Raw genomic sequence first — 14,708 nt, 5'->3', positions numbered from 1 at the left:
ATGGGTATCGTGTCAAGAATTTCCCGAAAAAAACTTTCGACAAATTCTTATAGATCGATTAATTTTGAAACCTGTGTGATTTTGCCTGTATTTATAGCAGGAGATTGATGGAGGGATGGAGAATTAGTCTTCTTGAAAAAGAAAGGACGATTTTTGTCGATGCAGACGCATGCCCGGTGAAAGATGAAGTGCTCAAAACAGCGGCGGATTTCGACGTAAAGGTGGTATTCGTGGCTTCATTCGAGCATTTTCAAATCACAAGGAAAGAAGAAGAGAATTGGACATATGTCGATCCGCACAAAGAAGCAGCGGATCTGTACATTGCCAACCATGTTCGACCTGGTGATGTCGTCGTCACACAAGATATCGGGCTGGCATCGCTTTTGCTTGGCAAAAAGGTCTATGTGATGTCGGAGAGAGGCTATCTTTTCGAAGAGAACTCCATCGATCATGCTCTTTTCCGCCGTCACGTCGCACAAAAATTGAGAAGAAGCGGACGTTACACGAAAGGCCCGAAAAAACTGGTCAAGGAAGACCGGGAGCGATTTGTCAAAGAGCTGCAAAAAATCTTGTCGAAAATTGAAGGATTTACGTACTAAGCAGCGAATTATGTACGACGGAGTGTTGGAACATGGGCAATCGTATACCAGACGAAATTGTAGAACAGGTGCAGAAATCAGCTGATATCGTAGAAGTTATCGGAGAGTACGTCCAGTTAAGAAAACAGGGGCGTAATTATTTTGGGCTTTGTCCTTTTCATGGTGAGAACACACCATCTTTTTCCGTTTCAGGAGAAAAACAGATTTTTCATTGTTTTGGCTGCGGAGCGGGAGGGAACGTTTTTTCATTTTTAAGACAAATGGAAGGCTATTCATTTACCGAGGCTGTCTCTCACCTGGCGGACAAATATCAAATAGATCTGCCGGAGCAGGTCGCAGCTGTATCAGCATACAGCACAGGCAGTTCGGATGAACAGAAAATGGCGGAAGCTCATGATCTGTTAAAGAAATTTTATCATCATTTGCTCGTCAATACAAAGGAAGGCCAGGCAGCGCTCGATTATTTGCTTGAAAGAGGCTTTAAGATGGAGCAGATCGAGCAGTTTGAAATCGGATGCGCGCTTGACTCGTGGGATTTCATCACGAAGTTTTTGGAACGGAGAGGTTTTGATCTTGCGCTGATGGAAAGAGCTGGACTCATCATCAGACGCGAGAACGGCGACGGATATTTTGACCGTTTCAGAAACAGGATTATGTTTCCGATTCATGATCATCACGGCACAACGGTCGCTTTTTCCGGAAGGACGTTCACCGGGGAGCAGCCAAAATACATGAACAGCCCGGAAACGCCGCTTTTTCGAAAAAGCAAGCTTCTCTATCATTTCCATCAGGCCCGCCTTCACATTCGGAAAGAAGAAAGGGCCGTCCTTTTTGAAGGATTTGCCGATGTCATTTCAGCCGTCACCTCCGGTGTGAAAGAATCGATCGCCACGATGGGTACATCGCTGACGGAAGAACATGCGAAGATCATCAGGCGAAATGTCGGAGAGGTCATACTGTGCTATGACTCGGATCATGCCGGTTATGAAGCCACGCTGAAAGCGGCGGAGATTCTTCAGAAAAAAGGCTGCAACGTCAAGGTGGCCATGATACCTGACGGGCTGGATCCCGATGACTACATCAAAAAATTCGGCAGCGAGAAATTCAAAAATGATGTAATAGGGGCCAGCGTTACGATGATGACGTTTAAAATGAACTATTTCCGCAAGGGCAGAAACCTGTCTGATGAAGGAGACCGTTTAGCCTATATCAACGATGTACTGAAGGAAGTCAGCCTTCTCAGCGGTCCTTTGGAACAGGAAATATACATCAAACAGCTGGCAAATGAATTTTCAATCTCATTTGAATCCTTGAAGGATCAGCTTTCCGTATTTGAAAAGCAGGCTGCAAGCCGCAGCAGGGAAAGCAGCCGCCAGGACTCTAAAGAGCGGCAGGCGGCCGTATCGCGCGCCCCTCGGAGAAAGACGGGGCTTCGGCCGGCTCATGAGAATGCGGAGCGGATGCTCCTGGCCCACATGATTCATGACCGGGACGTCATTCGAAAGGTTTTGGAACGGGTGGGCTTTGAATTCAACCTTGATCAGCACCGAGCGATTGCCGCTTATTTGTACGCCATGTATGAAGAAGGAGCGGACATTTCCATCCAGGAGCTCTTTAAGAGAGTCGAGGATCAGGAACTTGGCCAGCTTCTGACAGATATCTTAATGCTTCAGGTGAACGAAGAATTAAGTGAAGCGGAATTATCTGATTATGTAAAAAAAGTGTTGAATTATCGAAATTGGTCAATGATAAAAGAAAAAGAAGCTGCAAGGGCGGAAGCCGAGAGGCAAAAAGACTTTATCAAAGCGGCGACTTTGGCGCAGGAAATTGTTAAGTTGAACCGTTCGCTGAAATAAACCGTTATATATAATAGGAAAAGCTTTTGGCAATGAATCCTAACGGAGGAGCAAAAGCTGCTTGTCCTAATCAATATATTGTCAATTTATGATTTGCTTTCCCGTGAAGCCGTAGATGAGAGAGAAGGCTTTACTCGTGAAATAGGAACAAAAAAGCGGGATGCTTTTAGAATTCGTCTGTAAGTTTTGGAAGGAGGGATCCATGAATGGCTGATAAACAAGCTCACGAGACCGAAACTGAATTCACATTTGAACAGGTGAGGGATCAATTAACAGAAGCCGGCAAAAAGCGCGGAGTGCTCACATATGAAGAAATTGCAGAGCGCATGTCCAGCTTCGATATCGAATCAGACCAAATGGATGAGTATTATGAATTTTTAGGAGAACAAGGCGTTGAATTAATTAGCGAGAACGAAGAAACTGAGGATCCTAATATTCAACAGCTGGCCAAGGCCGAAGAAGAATTTGACCTTAACGATTTAAGCGTGCCTCCGGGCGTTAAGATAAACGACCCTGTCCGCATGTACCTGAAAGAAATCGGACGGGTAAACCTTTTGTCTGCAAAAGAAGAAATCGAATACGCAAAAAAAATCGAGGAAGGCGACGAAGAGTCGAAGCGCCGTCTCGCTGAAGCCAACTTGAGACTTGTCGTCAGCATCGCAAAACGGTATGTCGGCCGCGGAATGCTTTTCCTTGACCTTATTCAGGAAGGAAACATGGGCCTGATGAAGGCGGTGGAAAAGTTTGACTACCGCAAAGGATATAAGTTCAGCACATACGCGACATGGTGGATCAGACAGGCGATTACAAGGGCGATTGCCGACCAGGCGAGAACGATCAGGATTCCTGTTCATATGGTTGAAACCATCAACAAGCTGATTCGTGTTCAAAGGCAGCTCCTTCAGGATCTCGGCCGCGAGCCAACGCCTGAAGAGATTGCGGAAGATATGGATCTGACGCCTGAGAAAGTCCGTGAAATCCTAAAGATCGCTCAGGAACCGGTTTCACTCGAGACTCCGATCGGTGAAGAGGACGATTCACATCTGGGAGACTTCATTGAGGATCAGGAAGCGACTTCTCCATCAGATCATGCAGCATATGAATTGCTGAAAGAACAGCTTGAAGATGTGCTGGATACATTGACAGACCGTGAAGAAAATGTGCTCCGCCTTCGCTTCGGCCTTGATGATGGTCGTACAAGAACATTAGAAGAAGTTGGTAAGGTGTTCGGGGTAACAAGAGAACGAATTCGTCAAATAGAAGCTAAAGCACTTCGTAAATTAAGACATCCAAGCAGAAGCAAACGCTTGAAAGATTTTCTCGAATAAACTTGAACGGGTCAGGAGATCCGTTCTTTTTTTCACAAAAGAAATGAAAGCGCTATTATTGGTAACCCGATTATATTTTACTTAATTTCTTTCGAATTTGCAAATATCCAAAAGTGTATTTTGAGTCATTATAACCTTGAGATCGAAGGAAAAGCCCTTTATAATGGTTGTTGTAACCGTATTCAAAAACTGGTTTTTAAATGGGAAATAAACAATCGCTTCATCGTCCATTTTTTTGTCTAAAATGTGAACTTCATCAGCTTTTGTTTCATAACCGGTTTACTTTTTGTAAAATTAAAGTAGAATTAGAATTGTTTACATAAGGGGCAGGGGCAAATTAAAAAGGGGGATGTAAAATGAACCGCAATCCATTGATACCATTTTTGTTAATCGCCATTATGGGCATAGGACTGGTTTTTATCTTATCTATAAAAGGCCTTTATGACGCAAAAGAAATTGCAGGCGAAGGGAATAAAACAGCTCAAGAAGACAAAGCCGATGCTTCGCCTGAAGAAATTTACAAAGCGAACTGTGTAACCTGCCACGGCGAGAATTATGAAGGTGTGTCAGGCCCTAAACTGAAAGGCGTCGGGGACCGGATGGATACAGGTGCGATTAAAGAAAAGATTGAAAAAGGCGGCAACGGAATGCCGGGAGGACTGGTCCCGGCGGAAAAGCTTGATGATATGGCCAAATGGGTGTCAGAGATTAAATAGCTTTCCCAGATTGGCTAAAACCGTTTAATCACTTAAAGGATTCGCAAAGAAAGCTTTGAAAAGAGCTTTCGGGCGAATCCTTTTTCTGTTTTCGTTCAATGAGGCTCTTGCTAGACAAAGAGTCGCCTCGATAGGGTGATTTGCACTATTCCAGCATCTGCGATTCCATCCTTTCAGGCGGTGCGGCGCTATCGAAAGTAGGTCTTTATTACTTTTTCTGGAGGATTCACTCATCTTTGCAAGGGAAAAAATAAGCAATCCACCCTATTTAAGTAAGATTGCATCTATTTTACTATTATATAAATGGAAAAAATGCAGCGGATGCCCTGTTGTCATCCGTCTATTTGAGTATTTCCCTGAGGTGAATCAAATGAGTCATGCGAGCACATTGAATCATATCCACAGCACGATTAACCAAAAGCTGGCCGATGTAGAAAGGCGGATTGAACGAGTTAAAACAGCAAAAAAGGAGATTGAGAAAGAACACGAAACCGGGATTGTCGAGATCAGGCAAATCTTGCACCCTCATCTGAACAGCCACTGGACAGGGGACTTCGCCAACGATTTTGATGGCGAACGGGATGAGGCTCATACATCTATGTACAACATCGTGAACGGAAAGTACGAAGGCTATATTTCCCAGCTGGAGAGAAAAATTTTTGCGCTCGAAGTTGAAAAGCACAGCCTTGAATTGGCGGGAGCGGCAGCTAAAGAGGCGGATCATTTGCTTTCTCTGGGGGAAAAAGCGGTTGATCAGTTGAGCGATAAAATCCGCTCAATCAAAAACAGTTGGAGCTGGTTTTAATGACGACAATCAAGCTGAAACATGAAACGGTCATCAAAAAGCTGGAGGCCGTAAGAGCGGCGATTGATGCCCTAGACCTGCCAAACCCTCCGAAAGCTGCAGGGAAAAATAAATTGACATATACGACAAAGTGCCACGAACGCGAGCAGAACATTCATCAGATGGTGGCCGATTACAAAAAAGCCGTACACAAAAACATAAAGGATACGAAGGAAAATGTCGATTTGCTGAAAGAGCAGGACAAAGCAATCGCCAGAAAATAGCCTGAGGTTAGAGAGGACAATTCAATGAAAGTATTTGAAGCGCATTCTTTAATTGAAGCAGCGAATAACCGCAAGAAACAATACGAAACCTTTGAGGATCAACTGCAAACGCTCAAAAAAGCGTTTCTCGGAGTCGCCGATTTAGGTGATGATTTTCAGGGGAAAGGTGCGGATAACATTAAAGACTTCTACAAGGGACAGGCCGAGATCGTTGACAGCTGGTTAAAGCTTGTTGAAGCGCAGATTGCTTTTTTTAATGGTGTATCAGGTGACATAAAAGACAAAAAGCTGTCCGATTCTTATGTGGAAGTCTCTTTTTTGGATCATGAACTGAAAAACGCTGATTTGAAAGCGACGGAAATCGTCTCGGGGCTCAAGCTGGAAATGGATAAAATCATCGCAAGCATCAGCGATATCGTTGATTTGGACAATTGGACGCTTGACGATTATATTGATAAAATGTCTAAAGCGCAAACAACTCGGCAAAACACCATCGACGCTGTGAATAAACTGGATGAATCGCTCAAGACCGAATACACAAACTTACAAGCGCTCGACAGCGCCGTGCTCGGCAAATATTCCGGGCTGATGGAAGCTACAAGTCATGGAAAAACCGCCTCACCGATGTATTTTAGCTTGAAATCGTTCCACTCAAGCGAGATCTATAAAAATACGATAGAAGTCGAAAATCAAGCCGCCAATTATATTGAATTCAAAAATGAACAGGCAGAAGCGCGCAGGCTTCAAGAAAAACAAGAAGAAGAAGCGAACAAGCCTTGGTATTTAAAAGCGCTTGACGCTGCCGGAACATTTGTCGGAGAAGTCAGCGGGTATTATGATTATAAGAGAGCCGCTGAAGGCGTCGACCCGGTCACAGGAGAAAAGCTGACAGACGGCCAGCGTGTCGCCGCCGGAGCAATGGCGGCAGCAGGATTTATTCCGATCGTAGGGTGGGCAGGCCGAGCCTTCAAAGGCGGAAAAGCCATTTATAAAACAGGAAAAGGACTCATCGCCGCTGATCACGCGCTTGACGCCTACAAAGCCTCAAAAACGTTGAACGTCTTGAAAATGACGGAAATGGGCGCCTACGGCCTTGTCGCTTCAAATGGGTTCTCAGAAGCCGTCACGGGCAAGGACATGTTTGGAAACAAAGTTTCTGAAGAGAGGCGGAAACAAGGCCTGATCGAAGCCACCTTGAGCCTCGTCGGTGCAGGTGCTGTCGCAAAAACGGCAAACCACGGCGCTCAAACATTGGCCAAAACGGCCGGCAAAAACATTCCGCTCGCCAAATCGCCAAAAGCAGCTCTGGTGCAAAAAGGAAACAACATCCTTGAAAAGGTGAAATCCTTCCAAGTCCCGACAAACGTCCGCGTCTACGTCGAACAGCCTGCCTCCGCAACAGGCCACCGCATCGGCACCCCAATTGTCCGCGTGAATGTTGAAAAAACGCCGGTGAAAGAGTTTGGAATTGTGAAGATGGTGAGTGGTGGGGGGAACGTCAGTAAGGGAGCCAGGACTGGTAGTAAAATAGATGTTGGAAAAGCTGATTTAGGTGTTCTGCGCCAAAAATGGAATGTTCCTAAAACTGACACTGTTGCGGTTGGAAAGACAGATGTGGAAGGTTTGGAAAATTTAGTATTTGAGGGTGGATCCCCTAAAGTTAGAAAAGAAGCCGGGCTTCCCGATTTAGACTCAGTAATGCCAGATAGACCTATAAAATCTCCAGGAAAAATCGCAAGTGCAACAAGACATGCTGAAGAAGGCGTGTTAAATGATTTTATAAGCAAAGTAGAAGCTTTAGGAAAAAATCCTGCTGAAATAACAGGAACATTAAAAATTCACCAATCTAATCCTAAAGGGGTTTGTCCAACCTGTATTCAAGGACTAAATAATCCGAATGTACCAGCTGGAGTATTTAAGCAATTTAGCGAGATGTTTCCTAATTTGACGATAGAAGTAACTTCTGAGACTATTCAAGGAATCAAGCCAAACGGAAGATTGAATTTAGTTATTAAAAATGGTGAATATATTTAATTGAGGAGTGTAGTATATGTTTCAAGAATGGGAAGAATTGAATGATGATTTAAAATCTGCATATTATTTAGGACTTTGTGAAGCAATAGTTCCTACATTAAAACAATCAAATGATTTCAATTTTATAAAAGAAGCATTAGATGCCTGCTGGAAGTGGCTTGAACACAAGAATATAGAAGCAGACGATCTTTATACTTACCTGGAAAATTTAGATGACACAGGGATTTTAACTTTAATGCAGCTTGAATCAAATGAAGATGATCTAGATGCTTGGATATGTATTGCTGATGCAATATCTTATACAATTTACAAAGCATATAAATATCAGAAAGATGAGTATTTACCTGAAACCATCGAATCTATTGATTCTTACGAGTTATTTGAGGAATTTCATAGTCACTTTAGTTTATTATCTAAAAATCCAGGTCAAAAAGAAAAAGCTTTTTTGAAGTTTTTGAAAAAAGAGGGGGAGAAAAAAATTTCCAGGGAGAGCATTCAAGATTTTTTACTTAATAGTGTAGAATAAAAATAAGAAAGTTGGGATATTCCAGCTTTCTTATTTTATCTAATGGATGGGAATATCAAGAATTTTAGAAAAGTGGAAAAAATAAAAAGCTCCCTATTTGGAACAGAGGCGGTGAAGCAACCGAAGAGTTATTGAAAAGGTGGTTATCTAAATGAATTTTGGTAAGAACACTCAATTAGTCGAAGAAGTAATGAGCTTTATTCGTAATAACAAGATGTTTTTCAATGAGAACTTTAATGTCCCTAATTTGCGAGTCATTAATAATTTTAGTGATGCCCAAAATTTTGCCTGGTCACAAGATTTAAAGAAGTTGATACAGTGTGGGAGCATGTTAAGTCATTAGAAACTGAAAATATTGCAGAAAAGATATACGATTTAGATTTAGCTACTCAGCAAGATGAATTATACGAGTATTTCGGTGACTATGAAAATTACTCTGAACATTTTCTTCCGTTTGATTATGTAGATATTCATGAGGAGATTGAAGGAGACCTCACAATGTGTGCTTTAAATCGGTTGGTCAATGGAAAAACAAATAATTTTTATGAAAAGGTTTTTGAGTTATATAAAGAAGGCGGATGGCCTTGCGGTTGGAAGGGAACATATCCTAAAGGGGAATTTATTGTGTTTGTCCCATCTAACAGCAATGAATAAGAAAAAATAAATATAATCATTTCAAGCCTTGATTAGCTGTATGCTTTTCAAGGTTTTTTAGAAATTTGATACAGGTTAGTGTTGACAATGAGTTAATGTATATAAAGGTAAATGAATTACAACGAAGTTCAGCCTATCACTTCCTACAGGTTTGAGCATAAAGAAAAGCGTCTTCGTAGAACAGCCGACCACATCGGCACTCCAATTGTCTGCGTGAATAAGGGAGGGTATCATGAATAATATATTTTTGGACAATTTGCAAAATAAAGTTAAAGTAGGCTTTGTTTTAACAGTTGCCGAAAGAGTATTTTCTGTAATCAGCAAAGATGATGAAAGGCATCCGGAAGGAAGAGAAGCATTGGACAAATGTTGGTTATGGGTTGAATCTCATGCCGTTACTGGTGATGACTTATACGAGCTAATTGATAACGCAGACTTTACAGGAATTTCAGAATTTGCTGAGGAAGAAGAAGACTCGAATATTGCCAGGCTGTGGTCGCTACTAGTTGATGCTGTCGCTTATACTTCTTGGGAAGCTTATAAAAAAGAAAAAGTAAAACATTTGCCACAAGCGTTAGAGGGTATAAATAAAGATAGCATTACCATCTTTTTAAATAGTACGGTGGAAACTGGTTTTATCACATCGAAAGAGGTTGAAAAGATAAGAAAGGGCATTGAGGTTTATCAGAGTGCAAAAGAGGAGATCCCCACAAATAGAGAAGCGTTTATAAAGTTATTTTAATTATGAAAGAACTCAATCGCAAGTTAAATATATGTTTAATAACCGCTCCTAAAGTTAAGAATAAAGCACTTGATTGCCAAGCACAGGGGATACGATTCTTATATGGAAGACCCTTTTTTGGATCATGAAGTGAAAAACGCGGATTTGAAAGGGGCGGAAATTGTCTCGGGGCTCAAGCTGGAAATAGATAAAATCACCGTAAGCATCAGTGCTACCGTTCATTGGACAATTGTACGCTGGACGATTATATTGATAAAATATCTAAAGAGCAAACAACTAGGCAAAACACCATCGACTAAAAGTAGAACTCATTTTGATGTAAATTCAACTGTCATATTAGAATCGCAAAAGGCCACTATATTTTTAAGGGAAGTACAGTGGGTCCCGCTCAAAAAGAGTACACCTAAAACTCTTAGGACATGCTCAACTAACTCATGCTGAATCTCATGCAGGGCTTATGAAAGACACGGAAGAGTAACAAGCCAATAATAATTGAGGCTACCAAATAAGGTGGTATTAATATGATCACGTATAATGGACCGGTTGAAGAACCAATTGAAAACCCGAATGATGATTTTATAAGAAGTATTGTATTTGAAAAAGGCGAGGATTATTGGAAGCAAGGAAGCGGGGATTCATGTTTTGAAGTAGAGGGCTGTGATGAATGGTTAATTTTCTTTTATGATGAACCATATGGGTTCTTTATAATGAGACATCCAGACTACCTCGTTCCAATGAATAAAAATGTTGAAATAGAAACGGTGGAACATTTAGTAGGTGGGGAGCCAATGAAGGTTCCGTCTTGCAGCTATGTAGATCGTGGTTTAGCTTACCGTATAATTAATGAGTTTACTACCACTAAATCAATGCCGATTTTTATAGAATGGGTAGATTTGTATGAAATAGACTTTGACCATGGATTTTGATCTATATAGAATTATTCATATTTCATTTTGTCATACATAAAAGACAAGAAGACGATCATGATTATTGCTTGCTCCAAGTAGGAGAGCTTGTGGACACAGTCCTTTGTATTCTAGTGTCGGCAGTTTGGTCTGGCTGTGAAATAGAATGATCTCCGTCAGTCATCTAATGCAAATAGTAAAGTACTGACACATTATTTGTATAAAACTTGGTAATAAAACAAATAAGAGGACAAGACCTGAACTCAAGAGACGAATATACAAATCAGGAGTGAACGATTTGTCTAATTCCATAAAATCATTAGAACCTATAAATATACCGTGCGGCTGGTTCGTTAAATATAATGACTTAACCGACACACATGAAAAAGTTGAACCAAATACCAAATTATTAGAATTAGAAAAACAAAGATATCATGCTGCGGTCAAAATCATTAAAGGCCAGGATGAATATCTTATTCATATTTATGACAATCATAGAGAAACGATTGACACAATCAATGTTGAAGATCGCAGGCAGCTAGTAAAAGAGCTGGAACGGATCATTTGGAAAATAGAAGCGGCGGCATTTGGAGGGAACTTTTTCATTTTTGAAGGGCCTCCTGACTATTTACGTCTTAGAATTCCTCAAGGATGGACCGTCTCTTATAATAAACTAATTGATATCGATCCAGATCAGTTAGAGGAGGACAGTGATGACTGGTTTAACTTTACGTCATCATTACTACAGTTGGAGCATAAAGAAAGCCGCTTGATTTTAGATGTCGGCTGGTACGTGGATATTGAGCCTTCAGGCACTTTTTATATGCTATTAATTAAGAATTTGGACTGGGAAAACCCGTTAGAAGACATGGAAACGAGAAGACCGGAAAAATTAGTGGACCACATAGAAGCCGCCCTTCAAAAAGCAGCCGAACATCAATATAAATAGCCAGCCGATGCTTTGTTTGACTTCAGCCCCTCATTATTAATCGATTTTAGTCAGAAAAAGTTGTATTCCATGTACCTAGAACCAGCATGTTATGAAGAATATATACCAAAATCATTGGATTGGAGTTTATGAGGACTTTACAAGTCTAGTTCCTACAAATTAAAAGTATTGGATAAATCATAAAGGGAAAAGTTTATTTTAAAAAAGATAGGAGAGTTTCTAATGAATAGTAATGATACGGTAACCATGTTGAATGAGGAATTTGAGAATGATCAGACAGGTGAAAAGGTCGAAGGCATTACGATTATCGTAGATGGACAATTTAAACAAGTTTTAGATATCATTAAAGCCAAAAGCGACAGTTACCAGAATTACACTGAAATCATACGGGACGCCCTTTTTGAAGGTGTAAACAGCATGACGATGAAGCTGAGAAATAAAGAATAATAATGAATGATTAAAACATCACCCGATTTACAAAAAGACAAACAGAGCTCCCGAATTTTTGCTTGTTAAGGGGCTCTTTTTTTACAATGATCATTCTATAAGACATCTTGCTGTCCGGCATCGGAGTGATGTCCCGGTAATGAACTGAACAATTTAGATATGATCTAGATAAAGGCGTTCAAAAAAAGGCATGTAGAAAGTTGGTTTTTAAAGATGAACATCAACAATATACACGATTTTAATTTAAACCAAGAAAATGACTTCTTAACGATACAAACAAAACTAAAAAAACATATCAATCTAGAAAACCCCATCAGTAAAGACGCTCTGCAAACCTGTGCGGGGGTTGATTTAGCTTATTGGGAGAAAGATGGTGAAGCATTTGGTGTCTGCAGCATCATCGTGCTGGATTTTCATACGAAGCGTGTCATTGAAAAAGTACATTGTGCAGGGAAAATCGCCGTGCCTTATATCGCAGGGTTTCTTGCTTTTAGGGAGCTGCCGCTTATTATTAAGGCAGCTAAAAAGCTGACGATTGAACCGGATGTTTTTTTATTTGACGGGAATGGCTATCTCCATATTAACCATATTGGATTGCGACACATGCTGCGTTTTTTCTCGAAAAGCCAACGATCGGCATTGCGAAAACTTACTTGAAAATAAAACAAACTGATTTTGTGATGCCTGATAATAAATTCGGCGCTTATACAGATATTGTGATTGATGGCGAAGTCTACGGACGTGCGGTGCGGACAAGGCAAGATGTCAAACCGATATTTCTATCATGCGGACATTTGATTGATTTAGACAGCAGTTATGACATCGCGATGAGCTTAATCAATCGAGAAAGCAGGCTGCCGATTCCGGTTCGGCTCGCGGATCTTGAGACCCATACTTTACGTGGATATTACAGAGAGAATCCAAAATTGACCGAGTAGAATGTTGATTTGCTGTTCCAGCTTGGAAAGTAAAGCGATTTTTTATATGATAGTAAAAGTAAAATGAATCTAGAAAAGTAGTGATGATTGTGAATGAATTGAAGTTATCGAAAAGGCTGCAGACTGTGGCGGAATACATAACAAAAGGGGCTGTTGTGGCTGATATCGGGTCTGATCATGCGTATTTGCCTTGCTATTGTGTGCTGAATCGCCTGGCAAGCGCCGCGATCGCCGGAGAAATCACAGATGGTCCGTTTCTTTCTGCGAAACAGCAGGTTGAGAAACTGCAGTTAAGTTCGCTCATATCCGTCAGGAAAGGAGACGGGCTTGAAGTGATTGAAAAGGGCGAAGCCGATGTGATCACGATTGCCGGAATGGGTGGCTCGCTCATTGCTCACATTCTAAAAACGGGCAAGGATAAGCTCTCAGGTAAGGAGCGTTTGGTTTTACAGCCGAATATCCACGCTCACCATATTAGAGAGTGGCTCTACCAGGAAGGCTATGCACTGATCAATGAAGAGATCCTTGAAGAAGACGGCAAGTACTATGAGGTTCTCGTGGCTGAAGCGGGCGATCGGGATGCGGCTTACGATGGGGTTTCCTTTGCGGCAGGCATGCTTGTCGGCCCATTTTTGGTCAAAGAACAAAATGATGTTTTTATCAAAAAATGGTCGCAGGAGCTGAAACATACGGAAAACATCTATCGACAAATTGAAGCGGCTCCTCCGAGTGAAGAAAATCGACAAAAATTGCTTGAGCTGTCAGAACGGATAGAGATCTTAAAGGAGGTACTTAGAAGATGACAAAAACGATAAACGGGCATGAAATCATTCAATTGTTTGAACAGTTCTCGCCTAAGTCTTTAGCCGTTGAAGGAGATAAAATCGGCCTGCAAATCGGCACGCTGAACAAAACGGTGGCCAATGTCATGGTCACGCTTGATGTTCTCGAAGAAACGGTTGATGAAGCGATCGCAAAGAACGTTGATTTAATTATTGCGCACCATCCCCCTGTTTTCAGGCCGCTGAAACATGTCATCACAGATCAGCCCGGCGGAAGGCTGATCGAAAAGTGCATCAAGCATGATATCGCGGTTTATGCGGCTCATACGAATCTCGATGTCGCTGACGGCGGTGTCAACGACATGCTAGCGGAAGCGCTGGAATTAAAGAACACAAAAGTTCTGGTTCCAACCTATGAAGAGCCGCTGAAAAAACTTGCCGTCTATGTCCCGAAAGATTATGAAGAACAGGTACGCACAGCTCTTGGAGACGCTGGAGCCGGCCATATCGGCGCCTACAGCCACTGTGCGTTTTCTGCAGAAGGAGTCGGCAGCTTCAAGCCGCTATCTGAAGCTGATCCGTTTATCGGCAAGCGGGGCGAGCTTGAACGGGTCGAAGAGGTAAGAATCGAGACCGTTTATCCGGCGGGTATTGAAAAATCCGTGATCAAAGCGATGAGTGAGGCCCATCCGTATGAAGAAGTGGCCTTTGATATTTATCCGGTCGAGCAGAATCCGCTTCAAAAAGGGCTGGGCCGCATCGGTGAATTGAATGAAGAGATGACACTCGAAGCGTTTGCCCGATATGTGAAGGAAAAGTTGGAGGCGAACGGAGCGCGGATGGTGGGCAAGTCTGATGCGAAAGTGAAGAAGGTCGCCGTATTAGGCGGTGACGGCAACAAATACATCCATCATGCAAAACGTATGGGCGCTGATGTATATGTCACGGGAGACCTGTATTTCCATACGGCGCACGACGCCATGATGATCGGGCTGAATGTAGTTGACCCCGGCCATTATGCTGAACAAATCATGAAAAACGGGGTTGCAAAAAAGCTGACAGCGATGTGCCGGGAGAAAAAATTTGATGTCTCGGTCTTTCCATCGGATACGAATACGAATCCGTTTACGTTTGTATAAAAAACAAAACCTGAAGCTATTAGCG

15 protein-coding genes and 1 pseudogene are annotated in these 14,708 nt (G+C 41.9%); all 16 read left to right on the top strand.

The genetic code is table 11. From position 1 onward, the window contains the following. Positions 1-107 precede the first annotated feature (107 nt). The 16 genes and pseudogenes from MKY62_RS13420 to MKY62_RS13345 all read left to right on the top strand — a co-directional run bounded on the left by MKY62_RS13420 (position 108) and on the right by MKY62_RS13345 (position 14,683). Entirely contained in the window at positions 108-599 is a 492-nt protein-coding gene (locus tag MKY62_RS13420; protein WP_003183612.1) for a YaiI/YqxD family protein, read from the top strand. A gap of 32 nt (positions 600-631) precedes the next feature. Continuing rightward, positions 632-2,455: a DNA primase gene (dnaG, locus tag MKY62_RS13415; protein WP_003183611.1), complete on the top strand. Its 1,824-nt coding sequence runs from the start codon at positions 632-634 to the stop codon at positions 2,453-2,455. 206 nt (positions 2,456-2,661) lie between these two features. Continuing rightward, positions 2,662-3,783, top strand: coding sequence for an RNA polymerase sigma factor RpoD (gene rpoD, locus MKY62_RS13410; RefSeq protein ID WP_003183609.1), 1,122 nt, complete (start codon positions 2,662-2,664; stop codon positions 3,781-3,783). A gap of 356 nt (positions 3,784-4,139) precedes the next feature. Continuing rightward, positions 4,140-4,499: a cytochrome c550 gene (gene cccA / locus MKY62_RS13405; RefSeq protein ID WP_003183607.1), complete on the top strand. Its 360-nt coding sequence runs from the start codon at positions 4,140-4,142 to the stop codon at positions 4,497-4,499. A gap of 370 nt (positions 4,500-4,869) precedes the next feature. Continuing rightward, entirely contained in the window at positions 4,870-5,304 is a 435-nt protein-coding gene (locus MKY62_RS13400; protein ID WP_003183606.1) for a DUF5082 family protein, read from the top strand. Beyond that, entirely contained in the window at positions 5,304-5,567 is a 264-nt protein-coding gene (locus MKY62_RS13395) for a YwqI/YxiC family protein (protein ID WP_003183604.1), read from the top strand. Before MKY62_RS13400 ends, MKY62_RS13395 begins: the two co-directional genes overlap by 1 nt. Before the next feature lie 24 nt (positions 5,568-5,591). Next, the gene (locus tag MKY62_RS13390) at positions 5,592-7,601 is read left to right on the top strand and encodes a T7SS effector LXG polymorphic toxin (protein ID WP_016885926.1); all 2,010 of its coding nucleotides are present in this window, start codon (positions 5,592-5,594) and stop codon (positions 7,599-7,601) included. Between the two features lie 16 nt (positions 7,602-7,617). Beyond that, positions 7,618-8,127, top strand: coding sequence for an Imm6 family immunity protein (locus tag MKY62_RS13385; protein WP_003183600.1), 510 nt, complete (start codon positions 7,618-7,620; stop codon positions 8,125-8,127). 318 nt (positions 8,128-8,445) lie between these two features. Beyond that, on the top strand, positions 8,446-8,781 hold the full coding sequence (locus MKY62_RS13380; protein ID WP_003183595.1) for a hypothetical protein: 336 nt from the start codon (positions 8,446-8,448) through the stop codon (positions 8,779-8,781). 232 nt (positions 8,782-9,013) lie between these two features. After that, positions 9,014-9,523 (top strand): Imm6 family immunity protein, encoded by a 510-nt coding sequence (locus tag MKY62_RS13375; protein WP_009327873.1) that lies wholly within the window; start codon positions 9,014-9,016, stop codon positions 9,521-9,523. Between the two features lie 521 nt (positions 9,524-10,044). Further along, a complete protein-coding gene (locus MKY62_RS13370; protein WP_003183588.1) occupies positions 10,045-10,449 on the top strand; it encodes a hypothetical protein in 405 nt (134 codons plus the stop codon). Between the two features lie 268 nt (positions 10,450-10,717). Continuing rightward, the gene (locus tag MKY62_RS13365) at positions 10,718-11,377 is read left to right on the top strand and encodes a hypothetical protein (protein ID WP_223307053.1); all 660 of its coding nucleotides are present in this window, start codon (positions 10,718-10,720) and stop codon (positions 11,375-11,377) included. 222 nt (positions 11,378-11,599) lie between these two features. Further along, positions 11,600-11,824, top strand: coding sequence for a hypothetical protein (locus MKY62_RS13360; protein WP_003183583.1), 225 nt, complete (start codon positions 11,600-11,602; stop codon positions 11,822-11,824). Positions 11,825-12,037: 213 nt separating this feature from the next. Further along, a pseudogene (locus tag MKY62_RS13355) lies at positions 12,038-12,762 on the top strand (endonuclease V). A gap of 155 nt (positions 12,763-12,917) precedes the next feature. Beyond that, on the top strand, positions 12,918-13,565 hold the full coding sequence (locus MKY62_RS13350; RefSeq protein WP_025804967.1) for a tRNA (adenine(22)-N(1))-methyltransferase TrmK: 648 nt from the start codon (positions 12,918-12,920) through the stop codon (positions 13,563-13,565). Further along, the gene (locus MKY62_RS13345) at positions 13,562-14,683 is read left to right on the top strand and encodes a Nif3-like dinuclear metal center hexameric protein (RefSeq protein WP_003183574.1); all 1,122 of its coding nucleotides are present in this window, start codon (positions 13,562-13,564) and stop codon (positions 14,681-14,683) included. Before MKY62_RS13350 ends, MKY62_RS13345 begins: the two co-directional genes overlap by 4 nt. Positions 14,684-14,708 lie beyond the last annotated feature (25 nt).

It is taken from the genome of Bacillus sp. FSL R7-0646 (assembly GCF_037969865.1).
Classification (GTDB): Bacteria; Bacillota; Bacilli; order Bacillales; family Bacillaceae; genus Bacillus; species Bacillus licheniformis.
Note: the sequence above shows the minus strand (reverse complement) of the source record. Positions and strands in the feature narration are given on the sequence as shown.

Coding starts and splice junctions, on each gene's coding strand:
- MKY62_RS13420 (WP_003183612.1), top strand. CDS start 108: ATGGAGGGATGGAGAATTAGTCTTCTTGAAAAAGAAAGGACGATTTTT.
- dnaG (WP_003183611.1), top strand. CDS start 632: ATGGGCAATCGTATACCAGACGAAATTGTAGAACAGGTGCAGAAATCA.
- rpoD (WP_003183609.1), top strand. CDS start 2,662: ATGGCTGATAAACAAGCTCACGAGACCGAAACTGAATTCACATTTGAA.
- cccA (WP_003183607.1), top strand. CDS start 4,140: ATGAACCGCAATCCATTGATACCATTTTTGTTAATCGCCATTATGGGC.
- MKY62_RS13400 (WP_003183606.1), top strand. CDS start 4,870: ATGAGTCATGCGAGCACATTGAATCATATCCACAGCACGATTAACCAA.
- MKY62_RS13395 (WP_003183604.1), top strand. CDS start 5,304: ATGACGACAATCAAGCTGAAACATGAAACGGTCATCAAAAAGCTGGAG.
- MKY62_RS13390 (WP_016885926.1), top strand. CDS start 5,592: ATGAAAGTATTTGAAGCGCATTCTTTAATTGAAGCAGCGAATAACCGC.
- MKY62_RS13385 (WP_003183600.1), top strand. CDS start 7,618: ATGTTTCAAGAATGGGAAGAATTGAATGATGATTTAAAATCTGCATAT.
- MKY62_RS13375 (WP_009327873.1), top strand. CDS start 9,014: ATGAATAATATATTTTTGGACAATTTGCAAAATAAAGTTAAAGTAGGC.
- MKY62_RS13370 (WP_003183588.1), top strand. CDS start 10,045: ATGATCACGTATAATGGACCGGTTGAAGAACCAATTGAAAACCCGAAT.
- MKY62_RS13360 (WP_003183583.1), top strand. CDS start 11,600: ATGAATAGTAATGATACGGTAACCATGTTGAATGAGGAATTTGAGAAT.
- MKY62_RS13345 (WP_003183574.1), top strand. CDS start 13,562: ATGACAAAAACGATAAACGGGCATGAAATCATTCAATTGTTTGAACAG.